This window comes from Syntrophales bacterium, from assembly GCA_035363115.1.
Taxonomy (GTDB): Bacteria; Desulfobacterota; Syntrophia; order Syntrophales; family PHBD01; genus PHBD01.
Genome location: DAOSEM010000003.1, coordinates 389,469 through 410,838 on the forward strand (window position 1 = coordinate 389,469; position 21,370 = coordinate 410,838).

The 21,370-nt window shown below is 63.2% G+C and carries 24 protein-coding genes; 20 read left to right on the plus strand and 4 right to left on the minus strand.

Annotated elements, in window-relative coordinates; translation table 11 throughout:
• Nucleotides 1-11 precede the first annotated feature (11 nt).
• The 14 genes from PLO63_09700 to PLO63_09765 all read left to right on the plus strand — a co-directional run bounded on the left by PLO63_09700 (nt 12) and on the right by PLO63_09765 (nt 11,198).
• On the plus strand, nt 12-1,025 hold the full coding sequence (locus tag PLO63_09700) for an efflux RND transporter periplasmic adaptor subunit (protein ID HOI74407.1): 1,014 nt from the start codon (nt 12-14) through the stop codon (nt 1,023-1,025).
• A gap of 8 nt (nt 1,026-1,033) precedes the next feature.
• A complete protein-coding gene (locus tag PLO63_09705) occupies nt 1,034-1,786 on the plus strand; it encodes an ABC transporter ATP-binding protein (GenBank protein HOI74408.1) in 753 nt (250 codons plus the stop codon).
• Nucleotides 1,767-2,522 carry an ABC transporter ATP-binding protein gene (locus PLO63_09710; GenBank protein ID HOI74409.1) on the plus strand — a complete coding sequence of 252 codons (756 nt, stop codon included), beginning with the start codon at nt 1,767-1,769 and terminating at the stop codon, nt 2,520-2,522. Before PLO63_09705 ends, PLO63_09710 begins: the two co-directional genes overlap by 20 nt.
• A gap of 32 nt (nt 2,523-2,554) precedes the next feature.
• On the plus strand, nt 2,555-3,055 hold the full coding sequence (locus tag PLO63_09715) for a protease inhibitor I42 family protein (protein ID HOI74410.1): 501 nt from the start codon (nt 2,555-2,557) through the stop codon (nt 3,053-3,055).
• Between the two features lie 143 nt (nt 3,056-3,198).
• Complete coding sequence (locus PLO63_09720) at nt 3,199-4,332, plus strand: ABC transporter permease (GenBank protein HOI74411.1); 1,134 nt, start codon at nt 3,199-3,201, stop codon at nt 4,330-4,332.
• A 1-nt stretch (nt 4,333) separates the two neighbouring features.
• Nucleotides 4,334-5,455, plus strand: a complete 1,122-nt coding sequence (locus PLO63_09725) for an ABC transporter permease (GenBank protein ID HOI74412.1) — start codon at nt 4,334-4,336, stop codon at nt 5,453-5,455.
• Nucleotides 5,456-5,458: 3 nt separating this feature from the next.
• On the plus strand, nt 5,459-5,956 hold the full coding sequence (locus PLO63_09730) for a GNAT family N-acetyltransferase (GenBank protein HOI74413.1): 498 nt from the start codon (nt 5,459-5,461) through the stop codon (nt 5,954-5,956).
• 60 nt (nt 5,957-6,016) lie between these two features.
• The gene (locus tag PLO63_09735; GenBank protein HOI74414.1) at nt 6,017-6,466 is read left to right on the plus strand and encodes a DUF3788 domain-containing protein; all 450 of its coding nucleotides are present in this window, start codon (nt 6,017-6,019) and stop codon (nt 6,464-6,466) included.
• 146 nt (nt 6,467-6,612) lie between these two features.
• Nucleotides 6,613-7,329: a cysteine hydrolase gene (locus tag PLO63_09740; protein HOI74415.1), complete on the plus strand. Its 717-nt coding sequence runs from the start codon at nt 6,613-6,615 to the stop codon at nt 7,327-7,329.
• A gap of 42 nt (nt 7,330-7,371) precedes the next feature.
• On the plus strand, nt 7,372-7,755 hold the full coding sequence (locus tag PLO63_09745; protein HOI74416.1) for a nuclear transport factor 2 family protein: 384 nt from the start codon (nt 7,372-7,374) through the stop codon (nt 7,753-7,755).
• Nucleotides 7,756-7,829: 74 nt separating this feature from the next.
• The gene (locus PLO63_09750; protein ID HOI74417.1) at nt 7,830-9,119 is read left to right on the plus strand and encodes an MFS transporter; all 1,290 of its coding nucleotides are present in this window, start codon (nt 7,830-7,832) and stop codon (nt 9,117-9,119) included.
• Nucleotides 9,120-9,143: 24 nt separating this feature from the next.
• Entirely contained in the window at nt 9,144-9,638 is a 495-nt protein-coding gene (locus tag PLO63_09755) for a signal peptidase II (GenBank protein HOI74418.1), read from the plus strand.
• 116 nt (nt 9,639-9,754) lie between these two features.
• Complete coding sequence (locus PLO63_09760) at nt 9,755-10,561, plus strand: methyltransferase domain-containing protein (GenBank protein HOI74419.1); 807 nt, start codon at nt 9,755-9,757, stop codon at nt 10,559-10,561.
• A gap of 19 nt (nt 10,562-10,580) precedes the next feature.
• On the plus strand, nt 10,581-11,198 hold the full coding sequence (locus PLO63_09765) for a LysE family transporter (protein ID HOI74420.1): 618 nt from the start codon (nt 10,581-10,583) through the stop codon (nt 11,196-11,198).
• A gap of 25 nt (nt 11,199-11,223) precedes the next feature.
• On the opposite strand, the gene PLO63_09770 is transcribed toward PLO63_09765, so the two are convergent.
• Entirely contained in the window at nt 11,224-11,670 is a 447-nt protein-coding gene (locus tag PLO63_09770; GenBank protein HOI74421.1) for a hypothetical protein, read from the minus strand.
• 572 nt (nt 11,671-12,242) lie between these two features.
• Between PLO63_09770 and PLO63_09775 the strand changes: the two genes are divergently transcribed.
• The 6 genes from PLO63_09775 to PLO63_09800 all read left to right on the plus strand — a co-directional run bounded on the left by PLO63_09775 (nt 12,243) and on the right by PLO63_09800 (nt 19,314).
• Nucleotides 12,243-14,024 carry a lactate permease LctP family transporter gene (locus PLO63_09775; protein HOI74422.1) on the plus strand — a complete coding sequence of 594 codons (1,782 nt, stop codon included), beginning with the start codon at nt 12,243-12,245 and terminating at the stop codon, nt 14,022-14,024.
• Nucleotides 14,025-14,143: 119 nt separating this feature from the next.
• Nucleotides 14,144-15,541, plus strand: a complete 1,398-nt coding sequence (locus PLO63_09780; GenBank protein HOI74423.1) for an FAD-linked oxidase C-terminal domain-containing protein — start codon at nt 14,144-14,146, stop codon at nt 15,539-15,541.
• A gap of 1 nt (nt 15,542) precedes the next feature.
• Nucleotides 15,543-16,826 carry a (Fe-S)-binding protein gene (locus tag PLO63_09785; protein HOI74424.1) on the plus strand — a complete coding sequence of 428 codons (1,284 nt, stop codon included), beginning with the start codon at nt 15,543-15,545 and terminating at the stop codon, nt 16,824-16,826.
• A 224-nt stretch (nt 16,827-17,050) separates the two neighbouring features.
• On the plus strand, nt 17,051-17,452 hold the full coding sequence (locus tag PLO63_09790) for a DUF5329 domain-containing protein (protein HOI74425.1): 402 nt from the start codon (nt 17,051-17,053) through the stop codon (nt 17,450-17,452).
• 78 nt (nt 17,453-17,530) lie between these two features.
• Complete coding sequence (locus PLO63_09795; GenBank protein ID HOI74426.1) at nt 17,531-18,298, plus strand: glycosyltransferase family 2 protein; 768 nt, start codon at nt 17,531-17,533, stop codon at nt 18,296-18,298.
• Nucleotides 18,299-18,402: 104 nt separating this feature from the next.
• Nucleotides 18,403-19,314: a PhzF family phenazine biosynthesis protein gene (locus PLO63_09800; protein HOI74427.1), complete on the plus strand. Its 912-nt coding sequence runs from the start codon at nt 18,403-18,405 to the stop codon at nt 19,312-19,314.
• Between the two features lie 142 nt (nt 19,315-19,456).
• On the opposite strand, the gene PLO63_09805 is transcribed toward PLO63_09800, so the two are convergent.
• The 3 genes from PLO63_09805 to PLO63_09815 form a co-directional block, all read right to left on the minus strand.
• Nucleotides 19,457-20,101, minus strand: coding sequence for a TetR/AcrR family transcriptional regulator (locus PLO63_09805; protein HOI74428.1), 645 nt, complete (start codon nt 20,099-20,101; stop codon nt 19,457-19,459).
• Between the two features lie 129 nt (nt 20,102-20,230).
• Nucleotides 20,231-21,109 (minus strand): MaoC/PaaZ C-terminal domain-containing protein, encoded by an 879-nt coding sequence (locus PLO63_09810; GenBank protein ID HOI74429.1) that lies wholly within the window; start codon nt 21,107-21,109, stop codon nt 20,231-20,233.
• A 16-nt stretch (nt 21,110-21,125) separates the two neighbouring features.
• Nucleotides 21,126-21,370, minus strand: a 245-nt coding sequence (locus PLO63_09815) for a fatty acid--CoA ligase (protein HOI74430.1), incomplete at its 5' end; no start/stop codon positions are given.

A 21,370-nucleotide genomic window follows, 5' to 3' on the forward strand; every position in this document is an offset into this window, starting at 1 on the left:
GGAGCAGCATTATGAAGAAGAAACGGATCGTCATCGCGGTTTTCCTGGTCCTTCTGATAGGTGTGGGCGCCCTGGTCTACTGGGGCCAGTGGAGAAACCAGCGGCAGGAGCTATCCTATTCGGGAACCATCGAGGCCACGAACGCCAACCTGGCCTTCCAGGCACCCGGGCGGATCGTGCGGGTCGCCGTAAAGGAAGGGGAGGCCGTGGCGAAGGACCAGGTCCTGGCGGAGCTGGATCCTTCGGAGTTGAAGGCCCGGCAGGACCAGGCGAAGGCGAACCTGGAGCGGGCCCAGCGCGTCCAGGAGCAGGCGGGAACGATGCAGAGCCTCTACCGGGAGACCCTGCCGGCGGACGTGCTCCGGGCCGAGGCGAACCTCAAGGCCCTCCGGAGTACCGCGGAGGACAGCCGGAAGAACGCCGCCCGGTACGAGCAGCTCTTCTCCCGAGGGGTCGTGACGGAGAAAGAGCGGGACACCGTCCGTCTCCGGGCCGATACCGACCGGGAGCGGCTGGCCGAGGCCGAGGCGGTCCTCGTCCAAGCCAGGTCGAACCTGAGGAAGATCGAGGCATCCAAAAAGGATCTGGAGAGCGCCCGCTCCGCCGCGGAGGCCGCCCGGGCGACCCTGGAGCAGGCCGTGATCCAGTCGGGCTACGCGAAGCTCTCAGCCCCGTTTGCGGGGATCGTCACCAGCCGGAACGTCGAGCCCGGCGAGGTCGTGACGGCGGGGCGGGAGGTCCTGACGGTTACCGACCTCTCCACGGTGGACCTGAAGATCTTCGTCGGCGAGACGGAGATCGGCAAGGTAAAGCCGGGACAGAGGGTGGAGGTCAGGGTGGACACCTTCCCGAAGAAGGCCTTCGAGGGGCGGGTGACCTTCATTTCCCCCGAGGGGGAGTTCACGCCCAAGATTATCCAGACGAAGAAGGAGCGGGTAAAGCTGGTCTACCTGGTGAAGGTGAGCGTGCCGAACCCGGACCTGGAGCTGAAATCGGGCATGCCGGCGGACGCCTGGCTGAAATGAGGAGAGACGTGGCGCCCTTCGTCTCCGTGGAGAATGTGTCCATGCGGTTCGGAGCCGTCGAGGCCGTCCGGGACGTGTCCCTCGCCGTGGAGGAGGGGACCCTCTTCGGCCTGGTGGGCTCCGACGGGGCGGGGAAATCGACCCTGCTGCGCATGGCCGCCACCATGATCGCGCCCCTGGCCGGGCGGATCGCCATCGGCGGGTTCGACGTCGTGAAGGACCGGAAGAAGGTGAAGCCCCTCATCGGCTACATGCCCCAGCGCTTCGGCCTCTACGCGGACCTGACGGTGGACGAGAACCTGCGCTTCTTCATGGATGTCTTCAACATCCCCCGGGGAGAGCGGATCCGCCGCCGGGAGAAGTACCTCGGGTTCTCCAACCTTCTTCCCTTTGCCGACCGTCCGGCGGGAAACCTCTCCGGCGGGATGAAGCAGAAGCTGGGGCTGGCCTGCGTGCTGGTCCATGAGCCCCGGGCCCTGATCCTCGACGAGCCGACCAACGGCGTCGATCCCGTCTCGAGGCAGGAGTTCTGGGACATCCTGAAGCAGATGCGGCAGGAGGGCATGACGATCCTGGTCTCGACGGCCTACCTGGACGAGGGGGAGAAGTGCGACCGCCTGGCCCTGATGCACAAGGCGGGCCTGATCGAGACGGCCGCCCCGGCGGACATCCGGGCGGATTTCCCTTCCCTGGAGGATGCCATGATCGCCCGGATCCGTGATGTGGACGAGGAGCTGGCAAATGAAGCCTTTCAGCGGTGACGCCATCACCGTCCGGGAGCTGGAGAAGCGCTTCGGCGACTTCATCGCTGTGGACCGGATCACCTTCTCGGTGAAGCGGGGCGAGATCTTCGGCTTCCTCGGCTCCAACGGCTCGGGCAAGTCCACGACGATCCGCATGCTCTGCGGCATCCTGAGCCCGACCTCCGGCCGCGGCGAGGTGGCGGGGATCGACATTTTCCGGGAGCCCGAGCGGGTCAAAAGCGTGATCGGCTACATGTCCCAGAAGTTCTCTCTCTACGAAGACCTGACGCCCGCGGAGAACCTCCGCTTCTACCTGGGGATCTACGCCGTCCCGCCGGAGCTCTGGAGGGAGCGGACCCGCTGGGTCCTCTCCATGGCGCGGCTGGAGGCGGTGAAGGACCGCCCCACGGGGGACCTGCCGCAGGGCTGGAAGCAGCGGCTGGCCCTGGGGTGCGCCCTCCTGCACCGGCCGGAGATCCTGTTCCTGGACGAGCCGACGTCCGGAGTCGATCCGGTGACGCGCCGCCACTTCTGGGACTTCATCCGGCAACTGGCGGACGAGGGCATCACGGTGTTCGTCACGACCCACTACATGGACGAGGCAAAGAACTGCGAGCGCCTGGTCCTCATCGACCAGGGCGCCATCGTGGCCCAGGGAAGCCCCGGGGAGATCGTCGGCATGGCCTGCCCGGACCGGGAGAATGCGGACCTCAATGACGCCTTCATCAGCCTGATGGCCCGGAAGCCCTGCTGATGAGTGCGAAAGAAAGAAAGGAGGATCGAGGCATGAGGAAGGGATGGCTGCTGTTTGTGGTCCTGGCTGTTGTGGTGGTTCTGGCTCCGGCCCTTCAGGCTGCGCCGGGAGACGGCCGGGTGGGGGTGGGCCGCGGGAGTGCCGGGCCGATCCTGACCGATTCAAACCAGCCGATGCCGGCGGACGGCCGGGCGGGGGCGGGCCGGATCGGGGGAATCGGGCCGGTCTTCACCGATCCGAACCTGCCCGTTGAAGTGGTGGCTGGAGACACCTTCCGTATCGTTCTCGACTCGAATCCGACGACGGGCTACGGGTGGCAGCTCGCGGAGACGCCCGACGAGGCCGTGGTGAAGAAGGTCCACAACCGCTACCGGGCGCCGAGGGTGAATCGTCCCGGGGCCGGCGGACAGGAGGTCTGGCGGTTCCAGGCCGTGAAGCCGGGAACGGCGCAGATCCGGATGGTGTACGTCCGTTCCTGGGAAAAGGGCGTCGAGCCCGCCCGGACGGCGGTCTTCAAGGTCAACGTGAAGTGAAGCTGCTGAGCGGGGCGCCGCGAGGTTGCGCTGCCCTGTTGCCCGCCGGCTCCCCGGTTCAATCCGTCGGGAAACAGCGGGGGAAAGCTCGCAGCCGCCGCACCGTCCCGGCTTTCGGCAAAGCAATTGCCTGAGGAACAAGCATGAACCTCGTCCGCGTCCAGGCCATCATCCGCAAGGAGTCCTATCACCTGATCCGGGATTACCGGAGCCTCTACCTGGCCTTCGCGATCCCGCTTCTTCTGATCCTCCTGTTCGGCTACGCTCTGAGCCTCGACGTGGACAACATTGAGACGGTGGTGGTGGACCAGGACCGGACCGACTTGAGCCGGGACTTCATCCGGCGCCTCGACGCCTCGCCCTATTTCCACGTGAAGGCCCACTTGGGGGACACGCGCCTCGTCGCCGACTGGCTCGACCGGGACCGGGCGACCGTGGCGGTTGTTATTCCCCCGGACTGGACGGAGAAGCTCCGGAGCGACCGGGAGGCGCCGCTGCAGATCCTCCTGGACGGCAGCGACCCGAACTTCGCCAACATCGCCCGGGGCTACGTCAACGCCTTCGTCGAGCGATACAACGGCAAGCTCCTGGCGGATTTCCTCAGCCGCCAGGGGGTCGAGCCGATCCGGGTCCCCGTGGAGGGTCGGATCCGGATCTGGTTCAACGAGGACCTGGAAAGCCGGAATTTCATCGTCCCGGGGATCATCGCCCTCATCATCATGATCGTCGGGGCGATCCTGACCTCCCTGGTCATCGCCCGGGAGTACGAGAGCGGGACCATGGAGACGCTGAAATCCCTCCCCGTCACGGGGATGGAGCTCCTGGTGGGCAAGGCGGTGCCCTACTTTTTCATCGGCCTGATCGACGTGCTGATCGCCGTCTTCATGGGGCAGGTCCTCTTCGGCATCGTCATGAAAGCGGGCTTCTGGGTCATGATCCTGGCCTCGTCGCTCTACCTGGCGGTGGCCCTGGCCCTGGGACTCCTCATCTCCACGGTCACCAAGAACCAGCTCGTGGCCAACCAGGGGGCGATTCTCCTCACCTACCTGCCGTCGCTGTTGCTTTCGAACTTCGTCTTCCCCATCGCCAACATGCCGAAGGCGCTCCAGCTTCTGACGTACATCGTGCCGGCGAACTACTACATCGAGATCCTGAGCGGCATCTATCTGAAAAACCTCGGATTCCTCCAGATGTGGTCGAACTTCGCGGTCCTGGGGATCATGTTCCTGGTCCTGGCGGCGATCAGCGGCGTGCTCCTGAAAAAGGAGGGCCTGTAGGATGAACCGGCTCCGCATCCGCGAACTCGTCCGCAAGGAGTTCCTCAGCCTCTTCCGGGACCCGAAGAACCGGCGCATCCTCGTCATTGCGCCCATCATCCAGATCCTCGTCTTCGGCTACGTGGTGAACTACGACATCCGCCACATCCGGGTCGCCTGGCTGGACCAGGCGCAGACCCGGGAGAGCCGCCTCCTGGCGGAGCATTTCGTGGGGAACGGCATCTTCGACATCACCCACCCCGTCCGGGATTCCCGGGCGCTGGAAGACCTTCTCCTCAAGGGGAAGGTGGACCTGGCGGTCAAGGTGGCCCCGGACATGAGCCGGCAGATCCGCCGGGGCGACACGTCGGAGGTCCAGATCCTGGCCGACGGCACCATGAGCAACATGGCCTCGGTCCGGATCGCCTACACCATGACCGTCCTGGACCGGTACAACCGGACCCTGATCCGGGAGCTCAACCCGATGCACATGGACTACGCCCGGGTGGACGCCCGGATTCGCACCTGGTACAACGCGAACCTGGACAGCCCCCACTTCTTCGTTCCGGGGATCGTCGCCTTCATCGTGATGCTGATCTCGCTGCTCCTCACCTCCATCGCCATCATCAAGGAAAAGGAGGCCGGTACGATGGAGCAGCTCATCGTCACGCCGCTGAAGCCGGTGGAGCTGATCATCGGCAAGACCATCCCCTACATCATCATTTCATTTGTCCAGATGATCGTGGTGACGGTCCTGGCGGTCTTCTGGTTCGAGATCCCCCTGGAGGGCTCGATCGGCCTCCTGGCCGTGGCCACCTGCCTCTTTCTTCTCTCCACCCTCGGCATGGGACTCTTCATCTCCACGGTGTCCTCGACGCAGCAGCAGGCCATGATGGCGACCTTCTTCGTCATCCTGCCCATCTTCCTGCTCTCGGGGTTCGTCTTTCCCATCGCCAACATGCCCGAGCCGGTCCAGTGGCTGACCTTCCTGAACCCGCTGCGCTATTTCCTCGTCATCATCCGGGGGATCTTCCTGAAGGGCGTGGGCCTGGGCGTCCTCTGGCCCCAGTATGTCGCCCTCGTCATCCTGGGAACCGCCGTCTTCGCCGGGGCGACGGTGCGGTTCCGGAAGCGGCTGGATTAGGATATGAATTTTCTGATTCGCACCTGCACGATGGAAGACTGCGTCATGCTGGCCGTAACGATCCGGACGTCTTTCCGCACGGTGGCGGAACGGTTCGGCCTGACGAAGGAGAACGCGGCCCGGCATCCCTCCAACTGCGAGGAGGACTGGGTCCGGAAAGACATGGAACGGGGCGTCGTGTATTACGCCCTGGAGATCGGGGGTCGTGTCGCCGGGTGCGTCGCCCTCGAGCGGGCCGACGAGGGGGGCTGCTACCTGGAGCGCCTGTCGGTATTGCCGGGACACCGGCGGCAGGGCCTGGGAAAGGTGCTGGTGGAGCATGTCTTTGCCGAGGCCCGACGTCTCGGACTCCGCCGCGTGGGCATCGCCATGATCGCGGAGCAGGAAGAGCTCAAGGCATGGTACAAGGGGTTCGGTTTCGTCGAGGGGGACACGAATGAATATCCCCACCTGCCGTTTCGTGTGGCCTTCCTGTCTCTTGACCTTGCGGAAAGCGGGTGACGTACGCGGCGGGAAGCGATGGAGCGCCGCGGGTTTCAAATCCCGTCAGGAGAGGATTCCATGGCACAAAACAGTCTTCGCATGACGGACCCGGCGGGGCCTCCCGCCCCAGGGGAAGTCGAGGCCTGGATCGGCGGCGAGGCTTGGGAATACTGGCTGCGCGTCGAGTCCATGATCGAGCGCAACTACCCGGGCGTCTTCGCGCCGGAGTGGCTCTTCGGAGGAAAGAAGCACGGCTGGTCGCGCCGCTATAAAAAGGGGAAGTCCTTCTGCACGCTGATACCGGAGAGGAACCGCTTCGCCCTGCTGATCGTCTTCGGCGCAGAGGAGCGGGCGAAGGTGGAAATGATCCGGCAGGAGCTTTCGGAGCGGACCCGGAGAGGCTACGACGGGGCCGCGACCTACCACGACGGGAAATGGCTGCTTCTCACCGTCGATGCGGACGAGATCGCGGCCGACGTGGAGCGACTCCTGGCGGTGAAGCGAAAGCCGCGAAACAGAGCGAAATAACCCCGCCTGCTGTACTTCCATCCGATTGAACGTGTGACTTTCAATTTGACACGACGGATTCCCCGGTGCAGTCTGACACCTTGCCGGGGCCGGCTGCCGGGCATGATTCGTCGCCGCCGGCAATTCCCATAAGGACGGAGTGGACGATGAAGAACGGAAACATCGAACGGGACGCGGCGACCGCCGAGGGGATGCTCCGCGGGCTTCGCACCGAGCTGTACCCCCTGTTCCGGCAGTGGGGACGACCGGAATGCCTGTTTTCCCCGAGCGTCGCGAAGGCCGCCCTTGTGGTCATCGACATGCAGAACTTCTCCTGCGCCCCCGTGTCCCATGAAACCATGCCGCGGATCGGCCTGGTAATCGAGCGGATCAACCGGCTCGCCGATTTCTGCCGCAAGGCGGGTGTACCCGTGATCTGGGTGCGGCAGAACATCACGGAGAAGCCGGGCAGGCACGACGGGGGCCTGTATCCGGCCTTCCACGACGAGAAGCACTGGAAGAACGAGGCCAACATGGGCCCGGGAACGGAGATCTTCCCGGAGATGCATTTCGATTCCGACCGCGATCATGTCGTGTTCAAGAACCGCTACAGCGCGTTCCTGTCGCGACCGCCGGAGTTGAAGGAAAAGCTCCACGCCCTGAAGCGGACGCAGCTGATCGTGGTCGGAGTGGCCGCCAACGTCTGCGTCGAATCGACGGTCCGGGACGCCATGCAGATGGATTACGAGGTGATCCTGGTTGCGGACGGCACGACCGCCACGTCGGACGCTCTCATGGAGAACGCCCTCAGGAACACGATGCTGTTCTTCGGAGACGTCCGGACGGCAGACGAAGTAATGGCCATTCTGGGCGCCCGGGGGTAGATGATTCACGGCGCATTCGTATCCCGAGGAGGCTCGTTGCCGGTGACTGCAAAGGACATTCAGGTGCTCATCGAACGGTACATAGGGGCCTACAATGCCCTCGACGTGGAGGGTATGCTGGCCCTGATGCATCCGGAGGTGCTGTTCAGAAACATAGCCGGCGGGAAGGTCACCGCCGAGGCGGATGGAATCGGGGCGCTCCGCGTGTTGGCGGTCCAGTCGAAAGGGCTGTTTGCCTCCCGCCGCCAGGAGATCGTGAACCTGTCGATCGAGGGCGACCGGGCGTCGGCAAGCATCGATTTCAAGGGCATCCTGGCCGTGGACGTGCCGGGCGGTCCAAAGGCCGGCGAAACGCTTTGCCTCAGCGGTCGGTCCGAGTTCGAGTTCCGGGACGGCGTGTTCTATCGGATCACCGACATCAGCTGAGATTTCGAAAGGGGACGACCCCCGTCATGAACACGGATGGATCGCCGGCCGGCCCGGAGGATGGTGATCCGCCCATGGCGACGAGAGGAATGGCTTCCGAACAATCCGGACCCTTCGGGGTGATCTTTCGAACGCTCAAGTCCCGGAATTACAGACTGTTCTTCGCGGGCCAGGGCGTTTCCCTGATCGGCACCTGGATGCAGCAGGTCGCGCTGAGCTGGCTGGTCTACCGCCTGACCGATTCGGTCTTCCTGCTGGGGGTGGTCGGTTTTGCGGGCCAGTTTCCCACGTTTGTCATCTCTCCCTTCGCGGGGGTCCTGTCGGACCGCTGGAACCGCCACCGGACCCTGATCCTGACCCAGGCGCTGTCCATGGCGCAGGCCCTGACGCTGGCGGTGCTCGTCCTGACGGGTACCGTGGCGGTCTGGCACATCATCGTGCTGAGCCTGTTCCTGGGCTGCGTCAATGCCCTGGACATCCCGACGCGGCAGTCCTTTGTCATTCACATGATCGACGACAAGAGGGACCTGGGCAATGCCATCGCCCTGAACTCCGCCATGTTCAACGGGGCGAGATTTCTCGGACCCTCCGTGGCGGGCGTCCTCATCGCCCTGGTCGGAGAGGGGATCTGTTTTCTCCTGAACGGCCTGAGCTATCTCGCCGTCATCGCGGCGCTTCTTGCCATGAAGCTGTCCCCGGCGACCCCGGCGAAAAAAAGCACCAACATCCTCCAGGAGCTCGCGGAAGGGCTCCGGTACGCCTATGAGTTCAAGCCGATCCGGTTCATTCTCCTGCTCCTGGCCCTGACGAGCTTCATGGGGGTTCCCTATGCGGTCCTGATGCCCGCCTTTGCCCGGGATGTCCTGCACGGTGGCCCCCATACCCTGGGCTTCCTGATGTCCGCGGCCGGCGTGGGGGCTTTTATGGGAGCCATGTACCTGGCGTCCAGGACGTCGGTTCTCGGGCTGGGCCGGATCATTCCGCTGTCGTCGGGCATCTTCGGCCTGGGCCTGATCGCCTTCGCCTTTTCCCGCACCCTCTGGATTTCTCTCCTTCTGATGCTCGTCGTCGGCATCGGCATCATGATCCACGTGGCATCCTGCAACACGATGCTGCAGACACTCGTGGAGGACGGCAAGCGCGGGCGGGTGATGAGCTTTTTCGCCGTCGCGTTCCTGGGGATGGCGCCCCTGGGCAGCCTGATGGCGGGTTCCGTGGCCCAGGCAATCGGCATCACCGCCACCATGGCGATCGGAGGGGTCTTCTGCATCGCCGGTGCCGTCTTCTTTGCCGGCAAGCTTCCCATGCTCCGTTCCATTGTCCGGCCGATTTATGCGGAGAAGGGCATAGCCGGGCCTTCGTAGAAAAACATCTTCGGGGTTCTGAAAATGAGTGTCTGGAAACGATTGATGGTGATCTGCCTGGTCTCGCTGCCCTGCATCGGCTGCGATCAAGTCACGAAGCAGGCCGCCCTCTGGATTCTCCCGGAGACGGGAACGCTGTCCTTTCTTGGTGACGCGGTCCGCGTTCAGCTCGTTTACAATCCGGGCGGGTTTCTGAGCCTGGGAGCCTCTCTCACGGAGCCCTGGCGGCTGGGATTCTTCCTGATCGGGGTTGGAGGGCTGCTCCTCGCAATCCTGGTCTTTGCGCTTTCATCCAGATCCGTGCGTCTCACAGAATTGCTGGCCGTTTCGCTTTTTTTCGCCGGCGGCACCGGCAACCTCCTGGACCGCGTCCTGTACGACGGCTCCGTGGTGGACTTCGTCCGCATCAGCGCCGGCTCCCTTCACACGGGCTTCTTCAATTTCGCCGACGTTGCCATCACCACCGGGGCGCTGGTCTGGATGGCCGGGATGCTGCTGAACCGGGGCCGGGAGTGCTGAACCCGCGGCCCGGGTCGCAGGGCTGGCGGTTTCCCGGAGCTTTTGATACAAGTCCCGCGGCGGCCGGTGCATAGTCTTTGCCGCTGCCGCCGCGATTCCGAGATGACGGAGGAACCATGAGTCACGGGTACGTGCACGGCTACGATCCACTGGAAAACACCCGGCTCCAGGACCAGGCGTCCACGCTGGTCCACCTGCTCCATTCCGACACCGCCTACCCGGCGGGAAGCCGCGTACTGGAGGCCGGCTGTGGGGTCGGCGCGCAGACGGTCACCCTCGCCCGGAACAGCCCCGGCGCCCGGATCACCTCGATTGACATTTCGGAGGCGTCCGTCCGGGAGGCCGAGGAGAGGGTGACGGCGGCGGGGTTGACGAACGTGGCGTTCCGCCGGGCCGACATATTCCACCTGCCGTTTGAGGCGGAATCCTTCGACCACGTCTTTGTGTGCTTTGTCCTGGAGCATCTGCCGGGGCCCGTCGAGGCCCTGCTGGCGCTCAAAAGGCTTCTCCGGGCAGGCGGGACGATCACGGTCATCGAGGGGGACCACGGATCGACCTTTTTCCATCCCGACAGCGAGGCGGCGCACCGGGCGATCCAGTGCCAGGTGGAGCTGCAGAGAAGGGGCGGCGGGAACGCCAATGTGGGGCGGGAGCTGTTCCCGCTGCTCCGCGAGGCAGGCTTCGGCTCCGTCCGGGTGTCGCCGCGGATGGTCTACGTGGACTCCAGCCGGCCGGAGCTGGTCGATGGATTCACGAAGAAGACCTTCACGGCGATGATCGAGGGGGTCCGGGAATCCGCCCTGAAGGCCGGTCTCGCCGCCCCGGCGGATTTCGACCGGGGTGTCGCGGACCTGTACCGGGCCGCGGCATCCGACGGCGTGTTCTGCTACACCTTCTTCAAGGCCTTCGGGGAAAAGACGTGAGCGCCCGCCGGGGGCCGCCATGACGACGTGGGCCTTCCTGATCCAGGGGATCGGCCTGGGATTCGCCGCCGCCGTGCAGCCGGGGCCGTTCCAGGCGTACCTCATCTCGCGGACGCTCTCCCGTGGGTGGCGCCGCACGCTTCCGGCGGCCCTGGCGCCGCTGGTCAGCGACGGCCCCATCATCGTCCTGTGCCTCTTCGTCCTGAGCCGGGTGCCTCTCTGGTTCCAGCGTTTCCTGTATCTTGCCGGAGGCCTGTTTGTCCTTTATCTTGCCTATGGCGCCTTCCGGGCCTGGCGGACATTCGAGGACGTCCCCGCCGCGGACGAGAAGGCGGCGAAGCAGACCGTCCTGCACGCCGCCCTGATGAACGCCGCCAATCCCAGCCCTTACCTGTACTGGACCCTCGTGACGGGGCCGATCCTCCTGAAGGGCTGGCGCAATGACCCGGTCGACGGGATCGCCTTCCTCGCCGGCTTCTATGCCGCCATTGTCCTCTGCCTGGCCGGAATCATCCTTCTGTTCGGCACCGCCCGGAGACTCGGTCCGAAGGTGAGCCGTGCCCTCATTGGTATCTCCGCCTTCGCCCTGGCAGGCTTCGGCCTGTTCCAGCTCTGGCTCGGCCTGTCGGGGAGCTGAACCAGTTAGAGATCTGACGGTTGTGTCATGTTTCCCCGAGCCCTTCGAGATCCGCCAGATCCCTGAGTCGACCGGTTGCCCGCTTGTTGATGACGAACTGCTCCCGCCCGATGAATACAACGGGGATGTTCCCATATCTGCCGGAGACCCGCCCCGCCCATGCCTCATCCCATGAAACGCCGGTCAGCGAGGTGATCAGATCGATGCGGACGGGAGGAACACCGAGTTGCACGGTCCGTTCGGGGTGTTCGAAATCGTTTTCCGCAAGGCCCAGCGATCCGAAGCCGAAGGCCTCAAGGGCTGCCAGGATCCGCTTGGCATTGGTGGAATCGGCTTTGACGAGAAGATCCAGATCTCCGGTGAAGCGGGGCGCACCATGGAATGCCAGGGCGTAGCCCCCCACGATGAGATACTCAACGCGGTGAGCGTTGAACAGTTCGAGTAACTCTTTGAAGTCGGGCTGCGTTTCCATGATGCTGCCTGCGGAGTTCATCGACGGCGGCGATCCGTTCCTCCGGCGTCCTGCTCAACCAATGAGACAGGTCGTCCCGGATGGAGCCGCTCTTCCGAAAGGATTCTTTTTTCACTACTTTTTCAATCATGCACGAACTTTAGCACACATCGGCGGGATTGCGCCAGTTCGATGCACCGCAACAGGCGGATCGAGGCGAGGAACGAATCCTGTGGGCACGGCGTTTTGATCTGTCTCACCGCTGCCAAACGTGTCAGGAAAGGCCTGTTTGTGAAATCGATCGGAATCCACAGTGCAGGTCCGGCCGTCGGTTCGGGCAGGCGAATCCCTTCCCGATCAACCGCTTCCCGGATCGCCTGCAGCTCGATACTTATATGTTGTTGCCATTCATTAGCAGATCTTCCGGCATTGCGATCTTTCCCGTTGGTGTTAAGAATCCTGCCCGACGCTATCCACCTGCCTGCGGAGACCGTTTCGTGAAAGACCTCTTTCCCGCTGAAAAGAAAATCCGTCCGTGGGGCAATGACCCCGCGCCCGTCCATTCAAGAAAGAAGGGAGTGTGAATTTCGATCATGCCTTGGACCATCAACACCAATCCGCTCGATAACCTCGCCCTGTCGTCCCTGGTGGCGGCGATTCCGATCCTTTATCTTTTCTGGGCCCTTGCGTTCCGGCGCATGAAAGGCCATTGGGCCGCGGTGAGCGCGCTGGCCATCGCCGTGGCCATCTCTGTCTTTGTATACGGCATGCCCGCGAAGCTGAGCCTGTACTCGGCGGGGTACGGCATGCTCTTCGGCCTCTGGCCCGTCTGCTGGATCGTCGTCACGGCCGTCTTCATCTACAATCTGTCCGTGAAGACGGGCGAGTTCGAGATCATCAAGAACTCGCTGGCGACCATCTCCGACGACCGGCGCATCCAGGCCCTCCTGATCGCCTTTTCCTTCGGCGCCTTCATCGAGGGGGCCGCGGGATTCGGCACGCCCGTGGCCATCACCGCGGCCATGCTGGCCGGCCTGGGTTTCAAGCCTCTTTACGCAGCTGGCATCTGCCTGATCGCCAACACTGCCCCGGTCGCCTTCGGCGCCATCGGCATTCCCATCATCGTGGGTTCCCAGGTTTCGGGAGTCGATTCAATGGCCCTGAGTCAGATGGTCGGCCGGACGCTCCCCTTCGTCAGTGTACTGATTCCCCTCTACATGGTCGTCCTCATGAGCGGATGGAAAAAGGGCCTCGAAGTCTGGCCGGCGGCCCTGGTCAGCGGCGGTTCCTTTGCCGTCGCCCAGTTCCTGACGGCCAATTTCGTGGGACCCCTGCTGCCGGACATCATTGCTTCCATCACCTCCATCGTCTGCCTGGTTGTATTCCTTCGCTTCTGGCAGCCGAAAGAGAGCTGGCACTTTGACGGCGAGCCCAAGAGCACCGGCCGAGCGAAGCTCATGTACACCGGAGGCCAGGTGTTCCGGGCCTGGACGCCGTTCATCATTCTGTCGATCTTTGTCGCCGCCTGGGGGGTGAAGCCGATCAAGATGCTCCTGGATCAGTACTCGCTCGTCGGGATTCCTCTCGAAGGCCTGAACAACATGGTGATCCGTGGCGACAAGCCCATGGCGGCCGTCTACATGTTCAACATCCTGAGTGCCGCCGGCACGGCCATTCTCTTTGCCGGCCTCTTCTCGATCCCCGTCATGAAGGCCTCCCTCCGCACGGCGGGGCTGGTGGCCCTCCAGACCCTGAAAACGTTGCGCTGGCCCATTTTCACGATCGCGGCGATCCTGGGATTCGCCTACATCATGAACTTCTCGGGCATGGCCGTAACCCTGGGCGACGCCTTTTCGAAGACGGGCGTTCTCTTCCCCTTCTTCGCGGCGTTTCTCGGCTGGCTGGGCGTATTCATGACCGGTTCGGACACCTCGGCGAACGCCCTGTTCGGAAAACTGCAGGAGGTTACCGCCACCCAGATCGGCGTCGATCCGGTGGTGACCGTGGCGGCCAATTCCTCCGGCGGCGTCTGCGGCAAGATGATCTCGCCACAGTCCCTCTCCGTGGCCACGGCGGCGACGAACCAGGTGGGAAGGGAGGCTGACATTTTCCGCTTCACCGTGATGCACTCGCTCATTCTCACGACGGTCATCGGCGTGATGGCCTATCTGCAGGCCTATGTCATCCAGTGGATCGTTCCGGTCTATGAAAAGGCCGCAGCGCCCGTTGCCGCTGCGGCGCCGCCGTCCCTGTCGGGAGGCGGGGCGGCCTGGCTGGGTGTCGCCGTGGCCGCCGTCGTCGTTCTCACCTTCATTGCCAGAAACGCGAGGGAAGCGGAGCCGGCCGTCGTCCGGGAGACCGTCCGGAAACGCTGATTCGGGATCCGTGCGCTGCTTCATCTCCGCGCAGACCCGCGGGGAGATGAAGCGGGCGCCGGAAACCGGACCGGTGGAAGAAAACCGGGCTGAATCATTCGTTCAAGGAGAAGGAGAATATGGTCGAGGATTCCATAATCGCCCAGTTGAAGGACGTCCTGGGCGAATCGAATGTCCTGAGGGACCGGGCCGACCTCGTTACATACAGCTACGATGCCACGCCCGATCTGCCGAGCCGGATGCCCGACGTGATCGTGCTGCCGGCGACCACCGCGGAAGTCCGGAACATTGTCCTCATCGCCAGGAACAACGGGCTGGCCGTCTACCCCCGCGGGGCGGGCACCAACCTGAGCGGCGGGACGATCCCGCTGCAGGGCGGCATCGTCCTGTCGTTTCAGAGAATGGACCGGATCCTGGAAGTGGACCCGGAAAACCTGACGGCCACGGTGCAGGCGGGGGTGGTCATCCAGTCCCTCAACGACGCCGTGGCGCCGTACGGGCTGATGTATCCCCCCGACCCGGGGACAGTGACAACGGCGACCATGGGGGGATCCGTCGCGGAATGCGCGGGGGGACTGCGGGGGCTGAAGTACGGCGTGACCAAGCACTACGTCCTGGGGATGGAGGTCGTCCTGGCCTCGGGGGAGATCTTCAAGTTCGGCGGGAAGACGGTGAAGAACGTCACCGCCTACGATTTCGCCTCCCTCTTTGTGGGCTCCGAAGGCACCCTGGGGATCATCACCCAGATCACCGTCAAGCTCGTCCCGCCTCCCAAGTACCGGAAGGCCATGCTGGCGACGTTCCAGCGTCTCGAAGACGCCGGAAACACGGTGACGGGCATCATCAAGGCCCATATCATCCCCGCCACACTGGAGATCATGGACCGGGTGACCATTCAGACCGTCGAGAGCTACGCGAAGGTCGGATTGCCGACGGACGCGGAAGCGCTTCTCCTGATCGAAGTCGACGGCGGATCCCCGGACCTGGTGGATGCAGAGGCGGAGGCCGTGCTGAAGGTGATCGGAGAGCATGGAGGGAAGGTCCGACTCGCCCAGTCGGAGATGGAGAGAGACCGGATCTGGACGGCCCGGAGGGCCGCCCTGCCCGCACTGGCGCAGGTCAGTCCCACGACCATCCTGGAAGACGCCACGGTGCCCAGGAACCGCATTGCCGACATGCTCATGGCCGTTCAGGACATCGCCCGCCGGTATCGACTCCGGATCGGGACCTTCGGCCATGCCGGCGACGGGAATCTTCACCCCACCATCCTGACGGACGTGCGAAACGCGGAGGAAATGGAACGGGTCCACCGGGCCGTCGACGAGATTTTCTCCACGGCCCTCCGGCTCGGCGGAACCCTTTCCGGCGAGCACGGGATCGGGCTGGCCAAGATGAAATACCTCGGGGACGAATTGAACGGCAGCGGGCTCAACCTGATGCGCCGCCTGAAGGATGCCCTGGATCCCGATTCCATTCTGAATCCAGACAAGATAGTGCCCCTGAAGAGGAATTCCTGAGATGAAGACGGCCCTCTACGACACCCTGGACGGCGTGGCCGACGCCCTTGCAAAATGCATGAAATGCGGCAACTGCATGGCTGTCTGCCCCGTGTATCCGACGGAAAAACGGGAGGCTTCCTATGCACGGGGGAAACTTGCCATCGCGGAGGCGGTCCTCAGGGGCGAACTCCGTCTCGATGACAGGGGCGTGCAGGAGAAACTCTTCAACTGCCTTGTCTGCACTTCCTGCATGCAGAACTGCCCCTGCGGCGTGGATGTGGGGGGCATCGTGATCACCCTCCGGGCCGCCATGGCCAGGGAGAATGGCCTCCCTGCGGCCAAGCGTATGATTTTCCGGACCCTGAGAAATCAGCCTCTCTTCAACCGGCTGATGAAGACCGGGGCCTCCATGCAGGGGCTGGGCCTGCGCAGGCTTTCCGGAGGCGCCGGGTATGAGCTTCGTTTCAACGTCGGGCTTCTGACGAAACGGATCTTTCCCGGCCTGGCTGCCACTCCCTTTCGCGAGCAGGCGCCGGAGCGGATCTCCTTCCATAAGCCGAGGGTGGCGACCGCCTTTTTCACCGGATGCACCTTCAACTACATCTTTCCCGGTGTGGCCTGGGACGTGGTCAAGGTGCTGAATGCAAACGACGTGGAGGTTTTTGTTCCCGGGGGCCAGCAGTGCTGCGGCATCGCCCTGCTCGCCCACGGAGACGTGGAAGGGGCCAGGGACCTGGCAAGGAAAAATATCGACGCCATGGATGCCTGCGGAACCACGCAGATCGTGACGGCCTGCGGATCCTGCGGCGAGTCCTGGCAGCACGGATTCCAGAAGATCCTGGCGGACGACCCGGTCTATGGCCCCAGGGCGGCCTTCTGGCAGAGCCGCACCTTCGACATCTCCACCTTTCTGACGGCCGTCGTTCCGTTCCGGCAACCAGGAGGGCGCGTGGAGGAGACCGTCACGTACCATGATTCGTGCCACCTGAAGAAGGTCATGAAGGTCTTCGCGGAGCCCCGGATCCTCCTGCAGTCGATCCCCGGCTTGGAATTCATGGAAATGGCGAGGCCGGACGCCTGTTGTGGAAGCGGCGGCTCTTACACGATCACACACCCGGAGACGTCTCTCCGGATCACCGGCCGGAAGATCGAGGATGTTCTCTCAACAGGTGCCGACAGGGTCGTAACGGGATGTCCCGGCTGCATGATGCAGCTCTCCGAGGGGCTTGCCCGGGCAGGACGGCCGATTGCCGCCGGCCATTACATATCGCTCTTGGCCCGGGCCTACGATGAAAAATTCTGAAATCGGAAAGCGAAAAACGAGATCGGAACCGTAACAATGCGAAAAAAGGATTTTTGAAGAATCGCCTCTCCCCCTTCCCGTAACCCATCGGGAAGGGATTTCCCCGGTCCGGCGCCAGGCAACCCCTGGCGCCGGATTGTCTTTGTGAGGAACCCCGTTGCAATCGCCGGGCTGAAACGCTATGCATCGGCATGCGATCTGAACCTTCTAATCAGGATCGAAAAATGGAACGGCATGCATCGTTAACCTGCGCGAACATGATGAGCGTTTTGCTTTTCGCCGCATCTCTGCTGCTGGGGCCTGTCTGCCATGCGGGGGAGCTGCCGCCTGCAGCAGGGGCGGAGATCGCCCATCTCTTTACCTATCTGGAGACCTCCGGCTGCGACTTCTACCGGAACGGCTCCCGGTACGGCAGCCGGGAGGCGGCGGCGCACCTCCGGAGAAAGTATCAGTATCTCCTCGAAAAGGGCATGGTATCCTCCGCCGAGGAGTTCATCGAGCGGGCCTCCTCGAAAAGCAGCTCCAGCGGGAAGCCTTATCAGGTCCGCTGCGGCGGGGGGAAACTCACGGAGAGCGGCCCGTGGCTCCGGGCAGAACTCATGAAATACAGAAGATCGCGAAAGTAACTTCGATCGTTTGAGGCTGATCGCAACCGGATCCCTGCTCCCGTTGTCATTGGAAACGGGTTTTTAGATGGAGAAAGCATGCTGCTTGATCGGAAAATCGTCGTGGTCATGCCGGCCTACAATGCGGCAAAGACCCTGAAAAAGACCTATGACGAGGTGATGGAGCAGGGAATCGTGGATCTCGTGATCCTGGTGGACGACGCCAGCCGCGACGAAACGGCGGAGATCGCCGCTGCCCTGCCGAAGACGAAAGTTTTCGTCCATGGCGAGAACCGCGGCTACGGGGCGAACCAGAAAACCTGCTACCGCCTGGCCCTGACGGAGGGGGCGGACATTGTCATCATGGTTCACCCGGATTACCAGTATACGCCGAAGCTCATCCCCGCCATGGCGTCCATGATCGCCGGCGGCCTGTATTCATGTGTCCTGGGGTCCAGGATCCTGGGAGGTTACGCACTGAAGGGCGGCATGCCCCTGTGGAAGTACGCCGCCAACCGGTTCCTGACGCTGGTGGAGAATTTCCTGATCGGAGCCAAACTGTCGGAATACCACACGGGCTATCGGGCTTTTTCCCGGGAACTCCTGGAGAGGCTTCCCCTGGAAGGGAATTCGGACGATTTCGTCTTCGACAACCAGATGCTGGCCCAGGTCGTCTGGCTCGGCTATATCGTCGCCGAGGTGAGCTGTCCCACGCGGTATTTCGCCGAGGCGTCGTCCATCAATTTCCGGAGGAGCGTGGAATACGGCCTGGGCTGCCTCCGGACGGCGCTGGAGTTCCGCCTGGCCCGGTGGGGACTCCGATCGTCGAAACTTTTCCCGGAGCGACCCGGCCGAAACGGACAATAGACAGATGTTGCGCTTTTCCTGTCCGGGAGGCCGGGGAGGCGATTCGAGTTTCAGGCCTGCCGTTCTGCCGGCGGCCGCCGATCCCGTCAACGGGAGGTGAATCCATGCCTGTTCCGTCTTTGCAGAAATCGTTTCCCTTCAAGAAGATCGACGCCTTTGCCACAGCGACATCGGAAGGGAACCCCGCCGGGGCGGTCTATCTGAATGCGCCGGGTGAGATGACGGCCGAGGAGATGCTGAGGATTGCCCGGGAGCTGAAGGGGTTCGTTTCCGAAGTGGGGTATCTCTGGAAAATTGAGGATGGAACGTACGGCCTGAAGTACTACTCGTCGGAGCGGGAAGTGGCGTTCTGCGGCCATGCGACCATTGCCGTCACGTATGACCTGATCGGGAGTGACCCTGCCCTTCTCGGCCGGAAGAGCATCCGGATCGTCAACAACATGGGGACGCTGACGGTGGAAAACAGGATCGAGGGGGAAAACGCGGTGTTCGTTGCGGCGCCCGAGCCCGTGTTTGCAGATGTCCGGATCGACGGGAACGGCTTTGCCGGGGCCGCGGGCATCGATCCCGGCGAGCTGGATCGGGATCGTCCGGTATCCGTCGTGAACGCCGGCCTTCAGACGCTGATCGTTCCGATCCGGCGGCTGGATGCCGTGCTTGGGATGTCTCCCCGCCTGGAGGAGCTGAAATTCTACTGCGAGGCGCACTCCGTCGATATCGTGACGGTGTACTCCCGTGAAACGGCCGATGGGGCGAACGCCTTCCGGACGCGCGTGTTCGCGCCGACCTTCGGGTATCTCGAAGACCCCGCCACGGGATCCGGAAACGCGGCCTTCGGCGGCTATCTCCTGAAGAACGGGTATTGGGACGGATCGTCCATCAGCCTGGAGCAGAACGGCGATTTCGGAAGGCCGAACATCGTCCGGCTGCTGGCCCGGGACGACGGGGGCGGCATGCGTGTCTGGTTCGGCGGGGGGGCGATTGTCAGGATTCGGGGCGAGTATTTTCTGACATAGAGGCGGCCTGCCGTCCATGCCCGGTCCGTGGCATCCCGGCGGCTCGCCGCTCCCGGACTTGTGCAGTCCTCATTTTTCCCTTCGTCTTTTGGCCGGAGCCGGATCCGTACGCCGAGGCCTTTCCCTCCCGCTCATCTTCCCGTCAATCCGTACGGACCGGCAGCGGCGCGCCCTCGGCCGAGACGATTTTCCAGAACATGGGATAGAACGCGGGGAGGGTGTCCGCCAGTTTCCATTTCATGCCCTGGAAGAACCACATGTGGATCTGCCGGTAGCAGAACATGAAATACAGGTCCATGAGGTCCCGCAGGCGGATGGCCGGGTCGATCTCCCCCCGCTTCCGGCCGTGCTCGAAGACGATCTCGAACATCCTGGTGGCGTCTTCCCGGATGTAGGACTGCTCCCGCATCCAGGTTCTCATGGGGACCGTGATGAAGGCCGTGATCGCGACCCCCGGGTTCTGGTCGTAGAAATCAAGGGTCACCCAGAAGATCTTGCGGAAAATCTCACGGGTGCTTTCGATCCCCTTGATGTGGATTTCGGCCAGCCGGCCGACCTCGGTGATCTTTTCGTCGAGGATGGCGAAGAGAAGCGCCTCCTTGGAGGGGAAATACTTGTAGATCGTGCTGGGGCTGATGCCGGACCGGCGATAGATCTCCCGCAGGTTGACCTGGTGAAAGTCGTGCTGGGAGAACAGGTCGAGGACCGCCGGATACAGGCGTTCCTTGACCTTTGCTGGGAGAGACGGCTTCTCCACCGCCGTGGGTGTCTTCTTTTCCGTGGTCATATACCGGCCTGCCGAAGAGAGAGAAAGTGGAAGAGCGATACCACCTTCTCTCTCCGAATGCAAACAGCGGCAGCGGCCGGCAGCGGCGTCAGGCCATCCCTGGAGGGAAGGACACCGCTCCTTTCCCGATCAGGGAAGGACGGTCACCAGGCCGTCCTGGAGGGCCGGCTTGCCTTTCTCGTTGAGAACCCTGAAGAACAGGTTCGCCTCGCTTCCCTGTGTTTCTTTTCCGGTCAACTGAACTTCGATCCGTTCACCCGGAAACACCATGCCGGCAAATCGGCAGGAAATGCTCCGGATCTTCGAAGGATCGGCGGCGGGCTCCCGGCGCGTGACTTCACGGACCGCGAAGGCCAGTGTTGCGGTTCCCTGCAGGATGATGTCGGGAAGTCCCACCCGGTGTGCGAATTTCTTCGATGTGTGAATCGGAAAGTGGATGCGCGTGCAGCCGTCATAAACGAACGGGCACAGGGGGTCGATGTCGATCCGGGACGACCACAGTGCATCCCCGTTTCCGGCATCCCCGTCCTGGGCGGGGAGGGATTCCGCACCCCGGCCTTCTCCCTCGCAGGTGACGTCCCTCAGCAGACCGGTGATGTGCTCCGTAAAAACGGACTCTCCCCGGGCGTCGAGGGCGTCGTAACGAATGACCAGGCTCGTCCCCGCCGGATGGGGGATGACGGCGGCCAGGCGCCCTTTGATCCGGAGGCGGTCGCCGGGGACGATGGGCCTCATGAATTCCAGGTGCTCCCGGTAATGAACCTGCCTCTGCAGCACCGCCGCCGGGAAGCTTTTGTCCTCGATGTAATCGTAGAGGTGCTCCGATATCGGCCAGGTGAGCGCCACGGCGAACATGGGCGGGGAGATGACCCCCTGCTCCCGCTCGTCGTCAAGGTAAAGGGGGTTGTTGTCGCCGACCGCGGCGGTGTAATTCATGGTGTCTCGCCAGTGGACGGCGGTTTCGTATTCGCGAAGCGGGGTACCCGCAAAACTTGAACTCAGTTTCATCGTAAAGGCCTCACAGTCATTTTGCGCCGGAAACGTTCTTGCATTCTTCCTTCAGGGCCAGCTTGTTCACCTTTCCGTTGGCCAGGAGCGGCAGGAGCGGACGGATGATGAACTTCTTCGGGACCTTGTAATTGGCCATTTTCCCCTTGCAGTATTCCCGGAGCTCCTCCTCCGTGACTTCCTTGCCCGGCATGGGCATGACGAAGGCCCAGCCGACCTCCTGGTAGATCTCGTCGGGCACGCCGATGACGGCGGAGAAGA